The following is a 17,157-nucleotide window of genomic DNA, read 5'->3' on the forward strand; positions in this document are numbered from 1 at the left end:
CGCGCATTGCGCCTAGCTAGATTGAGGTTTTATCATGGGAAAAGTAACAGGTTTTATGGAATACCAGCGCTTGCAAGAAGCGAGCGAAGCGCCGAAGGCGCGTTTGAAGCACTACAAAGAATTTTTGATGCATCTGGATGATGGTCAAGCCAAAATCCAAGCAGCACGTTGCATGGACTGCGGCATCCCGTTTTGTAACAACGGCTGCCCAGTCAATAACATCATCCCAGACTGGAATGATCTGACTTACAACGGCAATTACCAACAAGCCTTGGAAGTGCTGCACTCGACGAATAACTTCCCTGAGTTCACAGGAAGAATTTGCCCGGCACCTTGCGAATCCGCTTGTACACTCGGTATCAACGAACTGCCAGTCGGCATTAAGTCGATTGAGCATTTCATCATCGATAAAGGCTGGGAAAATGGTTGGGTCACACCACAAATTCCTGCAAACAAAACAGGTAAAAAAGTCGCCATCGTTGGCTCAGGTCCAGCAGGTTTGGCCGCAGCTCAGCAGTTGGCTCGCGCTGGTCATGACGTGACCGTGTTTGAAAAGAATGATCGCGTCGGTGGCTTGCTGCGTTATGGTATTCCTGATTTTAAAATGGAAAAATCACACATCGACCGCCGCGTTGAACAAATGCAAGCAGAAGGAGTGACTTTCCGCACTAGCGTTTTGGTTGGTAAAGATTTTCCAGCTACGATTACTAACTGGGCGAAAGAAACCGTCTCTCCAGACGATTTGAAAAAAGATTTTGATGCCGTGATCGTAGCAGGTGGTGCAGAAGTGCCACGTGATTTACCAGTGCCAGGTCGCGAACTCAAAGGTGTACATTTTGCGATGGACTTTTTACCATTGCAGAATAAGGTGAATGCAGGAGACAAGATCAAAGACCAATTGTCCGCTAGTGGCAAACATGTCGTGGTCATAGGTGGTGGCGATACAGGTTCCGATTGCGTCGGCACCTCCAATCGTCACGGCGCAAAATCAGTCGCGCAATTCGAACTGATGCCACAACCACCAGAAACAGAAAACAAGCCGCTAGTCTGGCCATACTGGCCAACCAAATTGCGCACCTCTTCCTCGCACGAAGAAGGCTGTGATCGCGATTGGGCAGTGGCGACAAAACGCCTAGAAGGCAAGGGCGGCAAAGTAGAAAAACTGATCGCCTGCCGCGTTGAATGGAAAGACGGCAAGATGTCCGAAGTGCCAGATTCTGAATTCGAAATGAAAGCCGACTTGGTTCTATTGGCGATGGGCTTCGTCTCACCAGTCGCTCAAGTCTTAGACGCCTTCGGTGTCGACAAAGACGCACGTGGCAACGCACGCGCAACGACTGATGGCGAAGGCTGCTACAAAACCAATGTAGAAAAAGTCTACGCAGCAGGCGACATGCGCCGTGGTCAATCACTGGTCGTATGGGCGATCCGCGAAGGCCGTCAATGTGCGCGTGAAGTGGATATGTTCTTGATGGGCGAATCAGTTTTACCGCGTTGATTTTTTTGCGATGAATTGAAGTCGTAAAGCGTTTTTTGAGTAGCACCATGTTGTTTAAGGTTTCCCTCCAATGTATTCATTCGTGAATGTATTGGAGGGTTTTTTTATGGGCGATGCATTTTTCACTTAAGACGCCGATGGAAAGAAAAAGCGCGATGGATGTCGATTTACTTTTGGCAATGGCGCAAATTGGTTTGAGAATTTGCTTGAAGATTGAGATGGCGGTTGATGCTATCTTCATTTTTTTGTTATCGGATGGGATTAGGTCGAAATTTTTAGTTTTGAAAAAGGCGTTAGTTATATCTTGTCTCTGCATGTTCGGCTAAATGCAATTTTCACAGACCTGGAAAAACAAACTTCGTATTCAGCTTGCATGCGGCCTATTTAAAAGCACAAATCTAATTTATACAGACCATGTAACCTGCATCTTCTGTCGATTTGGGTAAACCTTGTTTTTACTGGGTATAAGCGTTTTCAACCCAATCTTATGTGAGTTTGGAAAGAGTTGAAACAAATTGCTTTATTTTTGATGTCCGGTTATCTTTTCAGCTTCTTAAATTACGTTAGGTGCCATAGGTGACGATTTCTCCTGACTCACAAGGCTGGTACTCGTTTGAGCGCGACATAGATCCCGAAGTCGCCGAGCAGCTCAAGCGGGTTGGCAAAATTTCGAAGCTTTCGTTAAAAAAGATTCCTCTTGTCACGGTCAAACAAGCACGCCGTCTTTCAGGCCTTCACATCGATAGCCTTTGGCTTTGGTGCGACGTCACTCGCCGCGCCATGCGACAGATTATTCAGACCCCTGGTCTTCGGGAGCTAGATGTTCTTTGCATCAAAGGACCCGGCGTGTTGGGCAACTTTCGCAAAGCAGAATCCCTAGAGATCTTCCGAGCGAATCACTACATGACCGAGGCCGATCTCCTGGAGGTCACGGAATGCGCTCAGCTCATGCAACTCGGCGCGCAAGGAGCCGAGCTTTCTTCAACTTCTTTAGCGGCAATCTTAGGGCTGCCAAATCTGACTTCTCTAGACCTAGAGTCCACCCGATTCAATGACAACATGGCAAAGAAGGTTAGCCGCTCCAAGACTATCGAGTCACTTGATATTGGAGCAACGCGCATCACTGGTGTTGGCTTGGAGCATCTTTCGCAGATGAGTCAGCTTCGATCCATTGACCTGTGGGCTACTGAAGTTAAAGAGGTTGATCTGCAGTTCCTGCTAGACATGCCAAAGCTTGAGTACGCGTCTTTTGGAAACCACGAAGACTTACCGCAGCTAGACGCAGAAAAGGTATGTGGTCTTATCCTTGAATCGCCCAGCCTCAAGCGAGTTTGGTTAGACGGAATTCGCCTTAATGCAGCCCAACAGGAAGCACTTGAAGCGAAACTCGTGTCTCTGCGAATCACATAACCCAGCGATGGCGCCTAACTCTTCAATCGAGAGGCGACACCCGGCAAGCCTGGTGTCGCCTCTCATCTTAAACGTTTGCCACCGAAAAAACCATGCGCTTCCTATATCCATGCGATCCATTTAATAAAAAGAAACCTGACGAGGCTTACGAAGAAGACTTTCTGGCGGCACAAGCTGCTGGGTTGTCGTGCTCGCTTTATTCCGCTGAAGATTTTGAACAAGGTGAATTTAGCCATGTAGGGCGGGTGCAACCCGCGCGGTATATCGGTCGATCAAACCATACACATTGGATAGGCGGCGCGGGTTGCACCCGCCCTACAGAAGAGCAACTCGATTCAACGATTTCTTCGCTTCAGAATCTGGAAGTGGGATGCACGGTTGAACGGGCGAAGTCAGGTCTGAACATCCCCACTCAATCCAAAGACGATCAAACCAAGAGCTTTGCCGCTGCACTCGCCGCAACTCTTCCTTCATCAGTTGGGACTAAATAAATCTCGACAGCACTGCTGCTCAGATGCAGGGCGGCGATTTTGCTGCCGTTTTCGCTGCGGTTTTTTTCTTCATCGATTTGCACCCCTAAGTAGTGAAGTCGCTTGCACACGTCCTCACGCAATTGGCTATCGTGCTCGCCAATGCCGCCAGTGAAAGCAAGGACATCGATGCCGCCTATGGTGGCGATCATGGCGCCAATTTCGCGCACTACGCGATAAGTAAATAGGCGTATCGCCAAAGCGGCGTCCGGTGCATCGCTTTGACGTAGTGAGCGCATATCCGCCGAGATGTTAGACACACCGAGTAAGCCACTTTGTGAATACAGAAGACGTTGAACGTCTTGCTGAGTCCATCCTTGCGCTAGTAAGTGCAATATCACACCCGGATCGATCGAGCCGCTGCGGGTGCCCATCATCAATCCGTCTAGGGCAGAAAATCCCATACTGGTGGCCTGACTTTTGCCTGCCAGCGCGGCGCATAGGCTTGCACCGTTTCCTAAATGCGCCATCACCGTGCGTCCATTGGCGCGCTGCGAATGACGCTGCAATGCCTCCATCACATAGTGATACGATAAGCCATGAAAGCCATAGCGCCGCACGCCTTCTTGTGACAGCGATTTTGGAATTGCAAACAGATATTCTTCCTCAGGCACATCCGCATGAAACGCGGTATCAAAGCAAGCCACTTGGGGGACATCAGGAAATGTCTGCGCAAACATCTCAATGCCGGCAAGATTGTGCGGCTGATGTAAGGGCGCTAGTGGACAAAGGCTACGTAATTGTTCGAGGCGCTGTTCATCGACGATGATGGCTTCTCGAAAAAAGCTGCCACCATGCACCACGCGGTGGGCGATGCCTAGAATTTTTGTGCCCTGTGTTTTTTCCTCGAACAGGTTTTGTAGGGCGTGCAGTGCGGTTTGAAACCGTATCGTCGTGCTGGCGTCTTTTGGTACGTTTAAGGCAAAGCGGGCGGTCTCATCCTCCTTGCGCCAACTCAAGAAAACCTCGCCCCCGGTTTGCAGTCCTTCTACCATGCCAGTAATCAGCGCCGACTCTATCTGTTTCGCATGAATCGGATAGAGCGCGAATTTGATACTCGATGATCCAGCATTAATCGTTAAAATCGACACTTTGACTCCAGAATTTAAGCACATGATTAGTAAGTAAAAAAATCAGCGATTAAGGCTGTACCAAGCGATTATGATGCGCGACCAGTTTTGCCAGCAGGGCAGAGGCAATCCGCACATGCGCACCATCGGCACGGCTGGTTAATGCAATCGGTAACTTGGCACCTAAGACGATGCCGGACGCCGTTGCGCCAGCGAGATATTCCAATTGCTTACTGAGCATATTTCCTGATTCGAGATCTGGTACGACTAAAATATCGGCATCACCCGCTACTGACGAAACGATGTGCTTGATGTGGGCTGAATGGTTCGAGATCGCATTGTCAAACGCCAAAGGTCCGTCTACGATGCCGCCCGAGATTTGGCCGCGTTGCGCCATCTTGCAAAGCGCCGCTGCATCGATGGTGGAGGGGATATTCGGATTAATGGTTTCGACCGCCGAAAGGATTGCCACTTTCGGTGTCTCAACGCCCATCATTTTTACGAAGTTGATGGCATTTTGGATGATGTCGGTTTTGTCATTGAGCGTAGGAGCGATGTTCAAGGCGGCATCCGTGATATAGAGAGGTTTGTAATAGGTAGGAACCTCAAATCGGAAAATATGCGACATGCGTCGATTGGTGCGCAAGGCGGGTGTCGAGACGATGGCGTGAATTAATTCATCGGTGTGCAAACTGCCTTTCATGAGCGCTTCTATGTCTTTATTGACTGCCAATTCTGCTGCGCGCGCTGCGGCTGCATGGCTATGGGGAGCTGATTCGATGTCCACACCTTGCAAATCGATGCCCGCCATTTCAGCGATTTCGCGTATCTTCATTTCTGGTCCGATCAGGATAGGGTCGATCAAACCATACTGCGCTGCTTCGATCGCACCTTTTAAGGACTCGACATCGCAAGGATGGACGATACCGCAGCGAACCGCGCTCATGTCACTGCCCAATTGAATCAGTGATTTGAGATGCGCTTGTGGATCGAATAATTGGATTTGTGGCGCATGAATACGTGGCCGGCTGACTTTCTGCGTCGGTGCTAATACTCTTGCTAAGCCATGTAAAACACTGACGCCTTTTTGATTGGAAACATCACATTCGAGATCCACGCGTTTTTTTTCATCATCTTTGGCAGTGACGGTAACGGTGACTGTCAGGGTGTCGCCGACCCGCACTGGCTTGGTGAAATGTAGCGCCTGTTCAAGATAGATCGTACCTGGCCCCGGGAATACCGTGCCCAGTAAAGCGGAGATTAAAGAGCCGCCCCACATGCCATGGGCGATCACACCATGAAACAGGGTGGCATCGGCATAGGTCGAATCCAGATGGGCGGGATTCGTATCACCGGATACCGCAGCAAAGGCGCGGATGTCGTCTAAGGTTAATGTTCGCACCGTGCGTGCGGACTGACCTAGGGTGATTTCATCATACGTTACGTTTTCTATCGATTCTTGCAAAGCGCTCGTCATCATTGTCGTATTCCTTGTTGTCACTGTTTGTTTGAAGATCTTGAATGTCGTTTGTTGGTAAAGAGCGGGGGATTCCCCATATCTTTTGCTTCTACTACTTCTTTTTTGAAGCTGCAGTACTTGAGCTTCAAAATCATCTATTGCTCGTCATACCGGACTTGATTACATTGCTGTCCGGAATAATTTTCTTGACAGTTTTATTTTGTCGCTCCCTTCTCCCGCAAGCGGGAGAAGGGCCGGGGATGAGGGAATGTCAGATTAGATCAACGATATTTAGAAAATCTAAACCACGCCATCTCCTCACCACTTAGTCGTATGAAACGGCAATGCAGCTTCTGAACTACCCTCACCCTAGCCCTCTCCCGCTTGCGGGAGAGGGAATATTTACGCCTTCCACCTATCGGTCTTTTTCAAGTCTGGCATGACGCTTAAGTTAATTTCTGTCTCTCAAAATGTAGTCACTTCCTTGAAATCGGGTAAAAAACTATGGGCAAACCTCAGTAGAAAAAAGGACGATTGTTAATCCGCATATCGCTTCATCACATATTCACCCGGCGCATCCATCAGATCCTGATCGGGTGCGATGGTTTTGGAGGCAATCTGTCCATGCGAATGCGTGCTTAACCACTGGTGCATGGCGTTCCACCAAGAGCCTTCTTGGGTCGGTGTGGTCGTGCTCCATACATTTGGCTCTATCCATCGATGTCCCGCTTCCACGCTAGCGATTTGATAGCTGCGTTTTGGATGTCCAGGTTCAGACACAATTCCCGCATTGTGACCGCCAGAGGCTAAAATGAAGGTCGTCGCCGTGTTGGTCAGCAGGTGAATTTTGTATACTGAGTGCCAAGGCGATACATGATCTTTGGTGGTGCCGACGACCAAGAGTGGCGCTTGAATATCCATCAATGCAATCACTTTACCATTCACGCGAAAATGGCCGTGCGCGAAATCGTTATTGAGAAACAGTGATTGCAAATACTCTCCATGCATACGTTCAGGAAGGCGCGTGACATCGGCGTTCCAGCTCATCATGTCATTGCCAACGTCACTCTGTCCGAGCAGATAACGGCGAGTGTTTTTTGACCACAGCAAATCTCTTGCATGCAGAAATTGGAATGACGCCGCCATTTGCTTGCCTGTGAGAAAACCTGTTCTCGCCATCGACTCACGCAAATTCTTGATCTGATCCGCATCGATGTAGACACCCAATTCGCCAGGCTCACTAAAGTCGGTTTGCGCTGCTAGTAGGGTGATGCTTGCAAAATTAGGTGCTTGCAGCATTTCTGGGCGTGCTGATCTGATATCTGGATTCGCTAACGCAGCCGCTGCCATTGCCAGGAATGTGCCGCCGAGGCAGTAGCCAAGCGCGTGTATTTGATCAGATTTGGCGGCTGTTTTTACCGCAATCATGGCGTCGATCACACCTGCATTGAGATAGTCATCAATGTCCAGATGGCGATCAGTCTCATCGGGATTTTTCCACGAAATCATAAACACGGTGTGACCTTGATTGACCAGAAAGGCCACCATTGAGTTCTCTGGCGATAAATCCAAAATGTAATACTTCATGATGCAAGATGGCACGATCAAAATCGGTTCTTTGTACACTTTTTGCGTGGTCGGCGCGTATTGAATGAGTTCGATCAGATGATTGCGAAAAACAATCTTCCCTTTTGTCGTGGCGACATCTTGGCCGACTTTAAAGTCGAGCTCGGCGATCTCATCTGGTGCAGTGCGCGCATGTTTGGCATGTAGCTGCATCGCATCCATGGTAAAGCTGCGCCAGCCTTCAAGCAAGCTCAGTCCCTGCGATTCTAGACTTTTCTTATGGACTTCTGGATTCGTCAACAGCCAATTGGATGGCGAGAGCGCGTCGTAAGTTTGACGATTGAAAAAATCAATTAGATGCGCATTGTGCTTGTTCACACCATCGACTTTAGCAAGATCCGTTAAGAGAGATTCGCCCGCTTTGAAACTGTTTTTGATCGTATTGAATGGCCATTGATTCCAACTGTCATCGCTAAAGCGCAAGTCGTGATCCACCGGTTTTTTAGGAAGAGCATCTGGAGCGCTGTTTGGTGCTGACAAGTCTGCTGGAGTCAGCAGTGAAGTTGCTGAAGTCATCGCTTGCTTGAATAGCTTGTACTGTCGACCAGGTGACGCTGCTAAATGTAACGCCCAGTCGGCATAGGCTAAGGACAAGGCGATAGGCGAGACACCGGCTGTGATTTTGCGGATCTGTTCGTGGATAGTGGCATCGAGTATGTCGCCAATATCTGCCGGTGTTGTTGTTGCCACTGTTTTTGCAACGACGGTATCAGTATCAGTTGCAGTTGCGGTTGGCGTCTTGCCCGCAGCATTGACCCGCTTTGTTGAATTGGTTCTTGTCGTGGTTTTCATCAGATCATCTTTCTTAGGCCACCGCGTGGCATCCAGCGTCTACATAAATGGTTTGCCCGGTCATGCCAGATGCTGCATCGCTTAACAAAAAGCTTGATAGTTGAGCGATTTCATCAAGGGTGACTAAACGTCCCAAGGGCGCTTTGTCTTTCGCATGCTGCATCAAGGAATCAAACTCTTCGATGCCAGAAGCGGCGCGTGTCAAAATCGGGCCTGGCGAGACGGCATGTACGCGGATGTTTTTCGAGCCCAAGTCAAGCGCCATATATCTCACCATCGATTCCAGTGCTGCTTTCACTGGCCCCATCAAACCGTAGTGAGGAACAGCCGCAACCGCACCGACATAACTCATGGTCACGAAACTTCCGCCGTCGGGCATATGCGGAACACACAATTTCGCCAACTCAGCAAACGAATGACAGGACACTTCTAAAGCACGCGAAAAACCACCAATGGAGCTATCGATGACCGAGCCATGTAAGTCAGTCAATGGTGCCCACGCAATCGAGTGCACCACAAAATCAAGATGACCGAGGTGGGCAACTGCCTGGTCTACCAAGTTCTGCAATTCACCTTCTTTTTCTATGTCACAGGTGATCAATGGCACACCTAATGCGCGGGTCAGTGGCTCGACATAAGTGACCGCTTTTTGGTTCAGACAAGAGGTGACGATTTGTGCCCCTTGAGCATGTGCTGCGCGCGCGCAACCGTAGGCGATACTATGTTCGTTCGCCAGCCCCAGTATTAGTCCTTTTTTGCCTGCTAAGCCTAGATTGCTCAGTGTCGTGTTCAGTGTCGTGTTCATTGTTGTGTTCATTTGTTGTGTTTCTTTCTGGCGTGATGGTGTTCTGCAAATTGAGATCGAAGTTGGCGCAGGCGTTCTAACAATGCTTCATCCATGACGCGTACAGACTCGACGGCACCCGCATACACAGTTCCTTGATTGCCATCGACGGTAATGACATCACCTTCATGAAATTCTTGATCGCCAAAATAGAGCGTGCGGGTAGCTTCGTCGATGTGTAGTTGCTCGCAGCCGACCAGACAGATTTTGCCTAATTGCCTAGCCACCACTGCCGCATGCGAGGTTCTGGCGCCGCGTTGTGTCAGCAGTCCTTCAGCCAGATCGAGGGCGGCGATATCGTTGGTTTCTGCATCCTGACGCACCAGAATAATTGGCACGCCAGCGCTGTGTCGATTCGCGGCACGTTCGCCATCGAGCGCGATTTCACCAGTGGCGATACCAGGGCAGGCAGGTGCGCCGTGAGCAAGAACGCTGCTCTCCGCTTGCGTTGTTGCATTCGACACGAGTTGCACCACACTCAATTGGGATTCGTCGAGATGGGCGGTGCGTTCGTGTGCGGTGTCGAGATCGATGATTTTTTGATCGAATAGGTCGAGCGCGATGCGGGCAGTCGCCAAAGCAGAGCGTTTTCCTGAACGTGTTTGTAGAATATGCAGCACGCCATCTTGCACGGTAAATTCGAAATCTTGCATGTCGCTGAACTCATACTCCAAAGCCTGCGTTGCGTTCTGCAATTGTTCCCAAGCTTCGGGTGCGATCGCGGCTAAGACTTGATGACCGTGTGCATTGCGACGTCCTGAGACGACGTCTTCGCCTTGTGCGTTGGCTAAAAAGTCTATCCACAGTTCGGCTTCGCCGTTGGTCGGATTGCGTGTGAAACCAACGCCTGCACCTGAGTGCCCGCCCGTGTTGCCAAACACCATACTTTGTATCGTCACTGCGGTGCCGATGGCATCATCGATTTGATTGAGGCGGCGATATTCTTGCGCTTTTTCCGCATGCCATGAGTTAAACACGGCACGTACTGCGCCACTTAATTGCTCGTTGACGTTTTGGGGAAATGGTTTGCCGACTGCGTTTTGATAGAGCGCCAAATACTGTTTGCTCAACGCACGCAATTGTTCAAAGTCTAGCTCTCGCTCATCTTGTCCCTGACACAAATCTTGCAGGGCGTTTTCAAACACGGTGGCGGAAATCCCGGCAACGACTTCGCCGTAGCTGGCGATTAAGCGACGATAGGCGTCCCATACCAGTCGTGGATTGCCACTTTGTCGAAGCAAACCTGGCAGCGTGTCATCACACAGACCGATGTTTAGTAGGGTTTCCATCATGCCAGGCATGGAGACCGGCGCACCCGAGCGTACCGATACGATCAAGGGATTGCGCGTGTCACCAAAAGTCTGCGCTGTGGCTTGCTGCAGGCTGGGTAAGCCCAAGGCAAACAAAGGCAAAATGCACTCTTCAGGACTCTGCGTGTAGTGCGTGCCTATCACTAAGGCGGGCGGAATCGGTAATCCTATTTGTGCCATTCTCAGCAGGTTATAGGCTTTCGAGCCCATGTGATTGCGATCTGCCTTATGTTGGTGAGACGCATTGTCGGTCGCAACCAGATAAAAATGCTTAGGCCAAAACGAGTTTGATTTCATCACTTCACTCCTGTTTTCGTTAATACCAATTGACGTAAGGCATAGCCAGCTGCTAACAAATGGTCGGAGGCCTTTTCTAAGGCATTCACCAACTCATTCGCAATCATTAAGGACGCTGCCGATGCATGTAGATGGCGAATGATCTCGACCCGCGCCTGACGGGAGAGGTCATCGCAAATGCGTTCCGCTCTTAACATGCGCCAGATGGTTTGTAAGAATTGATCGCTATCCACATCATTCGCGTTGTCACTCAGATGGCGGGCAATCTCAATTGCTTTGATTTGATCTTGGATTGCTGCCAAGGTGGTATTGGCCAATTGACGTGCGTAGTCTAAAACTGGTGTAGGTAGCCCCGTCAAAGGCGGTACTAAACTGAGCGAATACGTGAACATCGCTTCTTCCAAGGCGTCGGCGATATCGTCTGCCTTGTCGAGAATGCCGAGCACTGGCCCCCAACGTTCTTGGCGCTCGGCTCTGACGCGTGCTTCCATTAACTGATGGTCAGCTTGACGTTCCCATTTCTTGGCGCGATTCACTTGCTGCTGCATTTGCTCAAGTGGAATGCGAGTTCCAGCATCAAACGTATCGCATAGCGAAAACGCTAAGGCATGGCAGTAAGCGGCGTGCTCTGCCAACAAATCAAATTCAAAAGTACGGTTGCGTAATATGCGCGCCAATAAAATTCTGGCTTCGTCGGCGATGAGTGCCTGCGGCTGCTTTTGTTGCAGCATCACGCTAGACATACGCAAGAGCTCTGCCAGATAGTTAGACGCCGCGCTTTCACCCAACACATCGTCTAAGCGATCACCGACACGAAAGGCTTCATTGTCGACATCCTGCATCGCCTTGTAGATCAACTGTTCTCCACCTGCCATCAACCAGCCCATGTGCCCAAATTGTTCTTTGGCTGCATGACGCAGTAATTCTTGCACCTGTGATTTGGCGATAAACTTTTCTAAGCGTTTGCGGGCGCGATTCCAATCAATCACAAAGACAATTTGCGCGGCCAAGGCTTCTAGTCCAGCCAGCAATACTTCACTGTCGCCGCTCAGCATTGCGTTGCCTAATTGGTAGGGCTTGCCAGCGTTTAAACCATCTGAGGTTTTGGGCTCAAACACATGCCATGAAAACCCGATATCTTCGAGTAACTGTTTAAAAAAGTTAAATCGTCCTTTGTGCAAATCGGAGTAAGTGAGCTGTAAGGATTCTGGTAGAACTTCAATCACCAACACATGCACATCATTGGTGCCGATATCATTCTGTATCAGCAATCGATCGCCATCACGTGTGACAGCGGTGTCTAAACCCGGATGTGAAAATTTTAAAGGCGCAGTGCGATGCAGTCCACGCATAAAGGCTTTGATATAAGTCTGATCGGTAGACTCGATTTGCCAGACATGCGCGCCATCGATGGTTTCTGTTGCGATCTCGCTAGACAAACTATTGAGCTCTTTGTGAAGATCCATCACAAAAAGATGAAAGCTATCACCGGCTTTTCTATCACCATGCGTCAACGAGCGCAAAAAGGCTGAGCTTATTCCCTCGGATTCGGCATTTTGTTTAATTTGGCTCAGCCAATACTCGCGGCGCTCAAGAAAAGTATTCGATTGTTCGGACGACTCGTCACACATTGGTCGCGCCATGACATTGATATCCTCTGACAGCGCTAACAGCAATTGCGGCTGCTCAGGGAACACGAGAGTATCATCATCGAAGTAGGCCGATTTCACGACACCTTGCAGCCACTTTTCATCATGTAAGCCTAGCTTGGCTAACTCGCGGCTCCAATCCATATTCGGTGCTGTAGGGCTGTGCGCATGTTGCTCAGCGGACTGCAAAATACTGAGATATAGCTTCAATCGATCATTGGCCGCTAGAGCAGCTTTGATCCAGGTCGGCATCAGCAAAGACTTCTGACCAAGCGAAGCGACTACTTTGTCCTTCAACATCGGCATTCCCCTTAGAAATATGAAAGTAGGGGAAAGATAATTTGCTAATGTGTCAGGTAAATGACAACTTTAAATGACGCGAAGCTTCTTCAACTGAGTTTGCGGTGGATCAAATGTCGTGCGGTATCGCCTATGCATATGATCCATTTAGTGAGCTTTCCCTTAATGGAAATATGTCTGTGACTGGATTGAAAACTGTATTGTCGGCAGCTTCTGTATTTCATTAGCAATTGGAAAATTCGTATTTACTTCAAGGGAAAAGGCTTTAAGATGCTATGTATATTTTGTAGATGAGAAGGAATGAAAATGCGCTTTCAAAAACATAGTTTAAAGGGTGTGTGTTTAGGATTATTGCTAGCTGGTAGCGTGTGTGCGCAAGAAACGACTAAAGTGACGGCACTGCAGCCGCTCGACTCGCAAGAAGCTAAGAAATTAAAAACACCTTATGAATTTCGCATCGCTAGTTTTGCGCAAGACGAAGGTTCGTATGGGAGTGGAGCCTTGGTATTGTTGGTCAGCAATGATACCAACACGGCAGTTATCAATTTACAAGGCGTTCGTACTGAATTGAAGGCGATGCAAAGTGTGGCAACACCAAGCTGCGTGACGGGCGCGACACGCCAGCAGATTTATGCCAAAGACCAGTTGCGTTTGACGGTGAAATTTAAATTGAAAGCGGGCGAAGAGGCTTGTTGGGCCGAAGGATTGGTGTCTATTCGTACCGATAAACACACCAATCGCTATTTGGTCAAAGGGGTTAGTGGGCTGTAAAGGTAGCAAAGTTTGCTGTCATAAATAGGCAAGTAAGCGCTCACGAGTCCAGAGTTTATTGGCGTAGATTAAAGCGACTATGCCTATCCCGACGACGCACAAGACATAAGTTGTGTTCATGGTGAAGACCGCAGCCGTAATTGGGTTCTGTTGCTGCACATAAAAGTAGAGAGCGGCAACCGATGTCACCAATAAGCACATCATAAACAAATAGAAAAAACTACGACCTGGTTTTTTGCTGCCACGGATGACCAAGCCAATGCAGAATGCACTGATTAATTCAATGACTAATATGGCGATGTTGTACAACGATACTGATTCCGTACGATTCAATGTCATCGGTGTTGAAAAAAACATTTTCGAGCCAAGTAAGACAAGGAATAGGATGATAGCCCAGCACCCGTAATACATCACACTAGAGATCAGTAAATGATTGGCGATGCGCGCTTGCTGAAAGTGTTTTGGCAGCAGTAGAAAACGCCAATGCAAATCCTTTACCACGATGTAAGAGCTGGAACATGCAGCAATCATTACCAAGAACAGCAGGTGCGGTAAAGTCACTGATGCCTGCCAATCGACGATGAGCATAGAGCTAATAAACAGGCACCAAAATAGACCCATATTTTTCATTATTTTTCCTGATGTTGCTAGTCCATCTTTCTTTTCGAGGGCGTTAATCGATCCAAGCTCGGTGAACCGCAAATAGAAGTGGCGCAAGTTGCTGATGATTCCTAACTCTTTTACTTTTAGAAATAGCGTTTTTCCTTTTTGTGCCGGTGGTTTTTCCCAGTACAGCAATGTGGCAACAGCGAGTATAGGCCACGCCAACATGGCGGGCAAATGCCACTCAAAGGACGCATTTATCCACTGCTTAGTCCCCAAGTAGAAGCTGATGTAAGCCAAATACGCTGCGAATGCTAGGAGTAGCAAATAACATCGCTTATTCAAATAATGATTGAATGCCAGCGGTAAAGAAAAACCGCCCGCCAGTGCCAATGACGCCATCGCCAACAAGGCACTCGTGGGAAGCAAACTCTGATGGCTTAACTCCAACGACGTAATCACACAACACAGCACAATCAGGCTTAAGGAGGTACGCGTTAAGATCGCTCGCTGCCAGCCATGCCATAAACTGACTGGCGTTTGCATGTGATAGAAAACTCGTGCACCGGAGAGCATCACGCGACCCCATTTCAGCCCGCTCACCAGTAAACTAAACAGGCAAACACCAGTAAAAACGGAAGCATAAAATGACCAGTGTTTGTCATCTTTGTTCAGCAACAGCAGGCTGTAGACGATCACGAGTAGCGTCAGGAAAAAATTTGAAATATAGCTCGTAGCGCTCCGCTCATACCAAAATTGCGTTGCGTTCGGTTCTGATTTTGACATGGCTTGCGTTTTCATGATTCAAGAATTCAAGGCGATGAAAAGATCATCGAGACCATTGATAGACGGTGCTGTAATGATGTCGTCGATGTTAAATTTAGTCTCTGGGTTTCTCTTTAGCCAGTCATTTAAATGGCGTATGTCGACGATACATTCCTCTCGATTTTCGGCAATACACAGCGATTGTGGTAGGTCGAATATCGACCTTGGCAAGATTCGAACAAACTCCAAAACCGCATCCCATTCTTCAAATAACTGTATTCTGCCATCGCGCATGAAGGCAACATGAGACACTACACGTTCTAAGTCGCTCAATAAATGGCTGGAGATAAGAATGGTAGGAGCGTATTCGGCGCTGCTGTCCGGCATAGCATTCTTATCGATAGAGTCAGCAAAGATTGGTCGTTCATCTTGAAACAAGGAGCGCATGAAATCGCGTCTTGTCAAAGGATCGAGGCTAGATACTGGCTCATCCAAAATAACTAAATCTGGTTGATGCGCGAGCGCGAGCACCACCGCCAATTTTTGTTGATCGCCTCCCGATAGTTGACTTACTTCGCGTCCCATAGGCAGACGCAAGCGCAGCGCCAATTCGATGGCACGTCGTTCGCGCCATTTTGGATAGGCTTGTCCTATCATCTTGATATGCCTTTCAACGGTCAACCAAGGAAATAAATCGGCGGACTGTGCTACAAAGCCAAGTCGTTCGCGTATCGTATCGTCCATTTCTAATACCGGCGTATTGAAAAGGCGTACTTCGCCTTGCTGCGGCTTATGTAATCCGACCAGACAACGCAATAGCGTCGATTTACCGCAGCCGTTGGCGCCAATGAGACCCACCACTGCGCCATGAGGGATCGCTAGATTGACGTCTTGCAATATCGATTTGAAACTATAAGAAAAATGCAGGTTTTCGCAGGTAATCGCGAATGGCTTGGCGGCTGATGCTGTGGTCTTAGTCTGCATTTTTTCTACTCTCGTTCTCTATTGTTTTTAATGCCTGCTCAAATAATTTCAGTGCTTGCGTCTTTTCCAGACCAAGTTGATGAGCCACTTGGGCTGCGCTCAACATCGAAGGCATGGCTAGATTAGTTTTGTCTTTTGCCGTATTGCGCCGCTCTGCAATCACCATGCCGACCCCACGCATGCGCACTAATACACCTTCGATCTCCAACATGTTGTAGGCCTTGCTGACAGTCATAGGATTAATCGCATGCTGCATAGCGACCGTCCGCACCGAAGGCAATGTGTCACCTGAGCGCAACTGCCCACTGGCAATAAAACGCCTTACCTGATCGATGATCTGGCGAAATATGGGTGTGCTACTGGAAGGGTGGATATCGTAATTCATTGCGAATTAGTGTATCACTACGATAATACGCAACGCAAGTGAAGATTGTTGGGCGAGCAAATAGAAATTACTCGGTGAGTGCCTTGTGTTAGACGAAATATGAAACGAGACTATTGTTTGCGATGTCGCGGCTCGGTTGGTGTCTTGTTGACTGAGAACGCTCAACCTTCTAAAGCCCAATATTCCACGATAATGACTTTGACGCCCTAGACTTGCATACCGACGTGCTTTTCTTATTGCATTGCACATTGATTTAGTACTGAACTTTTGTGAAACATCAATCCTTGTTGAAGGATTGATATGAATTGATTGCGCCAACGACATTTTTGAAGTCAATCAGGCAATTTTTAACAAATTACTTGCCAAGTCGCTTCCTTAATTTAATACTCTCAAGACAAACTCGCTTTAGCGCATTGCGCAATCGATTTGCATGCTTACTAAACCCATAGCATCGTTCTTGCAGCAATAGCAGAGTCGCAAGAAAGAGGAAATCGTGATTAGCCTCTCGTTTTTATTGCTAAACTTTCTAAAGACGAGGATGCTCATGATCTAAGCGCATAAATTTTAACGATTAGTAGAAGCGCCTGGAGGCGAGTGATAGTTCGACTAGGTGCGCCAACGAAGAAACAAGGGCTGAAGGCGTCGTCAGCGCGAGTTGTAAAACAGCAGGGCTGCACAGTTGCAGTTGTCCAAAACCAGCTTTCAATTAATGGCAAAGCTAAGGTTTCATCGACAGTAGCAGCGATGCATTGCACAAGGTCGATTTACCCAAATAGGCAAGTGTATTTCGCGTTATCTGGCCAAAGCTATATGCAGTTTGTAAATACGGAAAAATCGTATCCTAAGTAGTTAATCAGTGTAGGC

At 48.5% G+C, this 17,157-nt stretch carries 13 protein-coding genes; 4 read left to right on the forward strand and 9 right to left on the reverse strand.

Annotated features, from left to right (window positions below):
- Positions 1 to 34 precede the first annotated feature (34 nt).
- The 3 genes from ACO0KZ_RS14580 (at position 35) to ACO0KZ_RS14590 (ending at position 3,399) form a co-directional block, all read left to right on the forward strand.
- Positions 35 to 1,498, forward strand: coding sequence for a glutamate synthase subunit beta (locus tag ACO0KZ_RS14580; RefSeq protein ID WP_422996429.1), 1,464 nt, complete (start codon positions 35 to 37; stop codon positions 1,496 to 1,498).
- 576 nt (positions 1,499 to 2,074) lie between these two features.
- Complete coding sequence (locus ACO0KZ_RS14585; protein ID WP_422996431.1) at positions 2,075 to 2,908, forward strand: hypothetical protein; 834 nt, start codon at positions 2,075 to 2,077, stop codon at positions 2,906 to 2,908.
- 92 nt (positions 2,909 to 3,000) lie between these two features.
- Positions 3,001 to 3,399: a hypothetical protein gene (locus ACO0KZ_RS14590; protein WP_422996433.1), complete on the forward strand. Its 399-nt coding sequence runs from the start codon at positions 3,001 to 3,003 to the stop codon at positions 3,397 to 3,399.
- Here the strand turns inward: ACO0KZ_RS14590 and ACO0KZ_RS14595 are convergent.
- From ACO0KZ_RS14595 to ACO0KZ_RS14620, 6 genes are all read right to left on the reverse strand, one after another.
- A complete protein-coding gene (locus ACO0KZ_RS14595) occupies positions 3,336 to 4,529 on the reverse strand; it encodes an acetate/propionate family kinase (RefSeq protein WP_422996435.1) in 1,194 nt (397 codons plus the stop codon). The genes ACO0KZ_RS14590 and ACO0KZ_RS14595 overlap by 64 nt on opposite strands.
- 49 nt (positions 4,530 to 4,578) lie before the next feature.
- Positions 4,579 to 5,988, reverse strand: a complete 1,410-nt coding sequence (locus ACO0KZ_RS14600; RefSeq protein WP_422996437.1) for a bifunctional enoyl-CoA hydratase/phosphate acetyltransferase — start codon at positions 5,986 to 5,988, stop codon at positions 4,579 to 4,581.
- A 516-nt stretch (positions 5,989 to 6,504) separates the two neighbouring features.
- The gene (locus ACO0KZ_RS14605) at positions 6,505 to 8,385 is read right to left on the reverse strand and encodes a PHA/PHB synthase family protein (protein WP_422996439.1); all 1,881 of its coding nucleotides are present in this window, start codon (positions 8,383 to 8,385) and stop codon (positions 6,505 to 6,507) included.
- Positions 8,386 to 8,398: 13 nt separating this feature from the next.
- On the reverse strand, positions 8,399 to 9,202 hold the full coding sequence (gene fabI, locus ACO0KZ_RS14610) for an enoyl-ACP reductase FabI (RefSeq protein WP_422996441.1): 804 nt from the start codon (positions 9,200 to 9,202) through the stop codon (positions 8,399 to 8,401).
- The gene (locus ACO0KZ_RS14615) at positions 9,199 to 10,836 is read right to left on the reverse strand and encodes a PEP/pyruvate-binding domain-containing protein (RefSeq protein ID WP_422996443.1); all 1,638 of its coding nucleotides are present in this window, start codon (positions 10,834 to 10,836) and stop codon (positions 9,199 to 9,201) included. Before ACO0KZ_RS14615 ends, fabI begins: the two co-directional genes overlap by 4 nt.
- Positions 10,836 to 12,785 carry a phosphate transport regulator gene (locus ACO0KZ_RS14620; protein ID WP_422996445.1) on the reverse strand — a complete coding sequence of 650 codons (1,950 nt, stop codon included), beginning with the start codon at positions 12,783 to 12,785 and terminating at the stop codon, positions 10,836 to 10,838. The genes ACO0KZ_RS14615 and ACO0KZ_RS14620 overlap by 1 nt, the downstream gene beginning before the upstream one ends.
- Before the next feature lie 306 nt (positions 12,786 to 13,091).
- Between ACO0KZ_RS14620 and ACO0KZ_RS14625 the strand changes: the two genes are divergently transcribed.
- Positions 13,092 to 13,556: a hypothetical protein gene (locus tag ACO0KZ_RS14625; RefSeq protein WP_422996447.1), complete on the forward strand. Its 465-nt coding sequence runs from the start codon at positions 13,092 to 13,094 to the stop codon at positions 13,554 to 13,556.
- 18 nt (positions 13,557 to 13,574) lie between these two features.
- Here the strand turns inward: ACO0KZ_RS14625 and ACO0KZ_RS14630 are convergent, their stop codons facing one another.
- Genes ACO0KZ_RS14630 through ACO0KZ_RS14640 form a run of 3 tightly spaced genes read right to left on the reverse strand, consistent with a single transcriptional unit; the run spans position 13,575 to position 16,293 of the window.
- Positions 13,575 to 14,945, reverse strand: coding sequence for a hypothetical protein (locus ACO0KZ_RS14630; protein ID WP_422996449.1), 1,371 nt, complete (start codon positions 14,943 to 14,945; stop codon positions 13,575 to 13,577).
- 18 nt (positions 14,946 to 14,963) lie between these two features.
- Entirely contained in the window at positions 14,964 to 15,908 is a 945-nt protein-coding gene (locus tag ACO0KZ_RS14635) for an ABC transporter ATP-binding protein (protein WP_422996451.1), read from the reverse strand.
- Positions 15,898 to 16,293, reverse strand: a complete 396-nt coding sequence (locus ACO0KZ_RS14640; RefSeq protein WP_422996453.1) for a GntR family transcriptional regulator — start codon at positions 16,291 to 16,293, stop codon at positions 15,898 to 15,900. The genes ACO0KZ_RS14635 and ACO0KZ_RS14640 overlap by 11 nt, the downstream gene beginning before the upstream one ends.
- Positions 16,294 to 17,157: the final 864 nt, after the last annotated feature.

It is taken from the genome of Undibacterium sp. Di24W (assembly GCF_049340325.1).
In the GTDB taxonomy this organism is placed as follows: domain Bacteria; phylum Pseudomonadota; class Gammaproteobacteria; order Burkholderiales; family Burkholderiaceae_D; genus Undibacterium.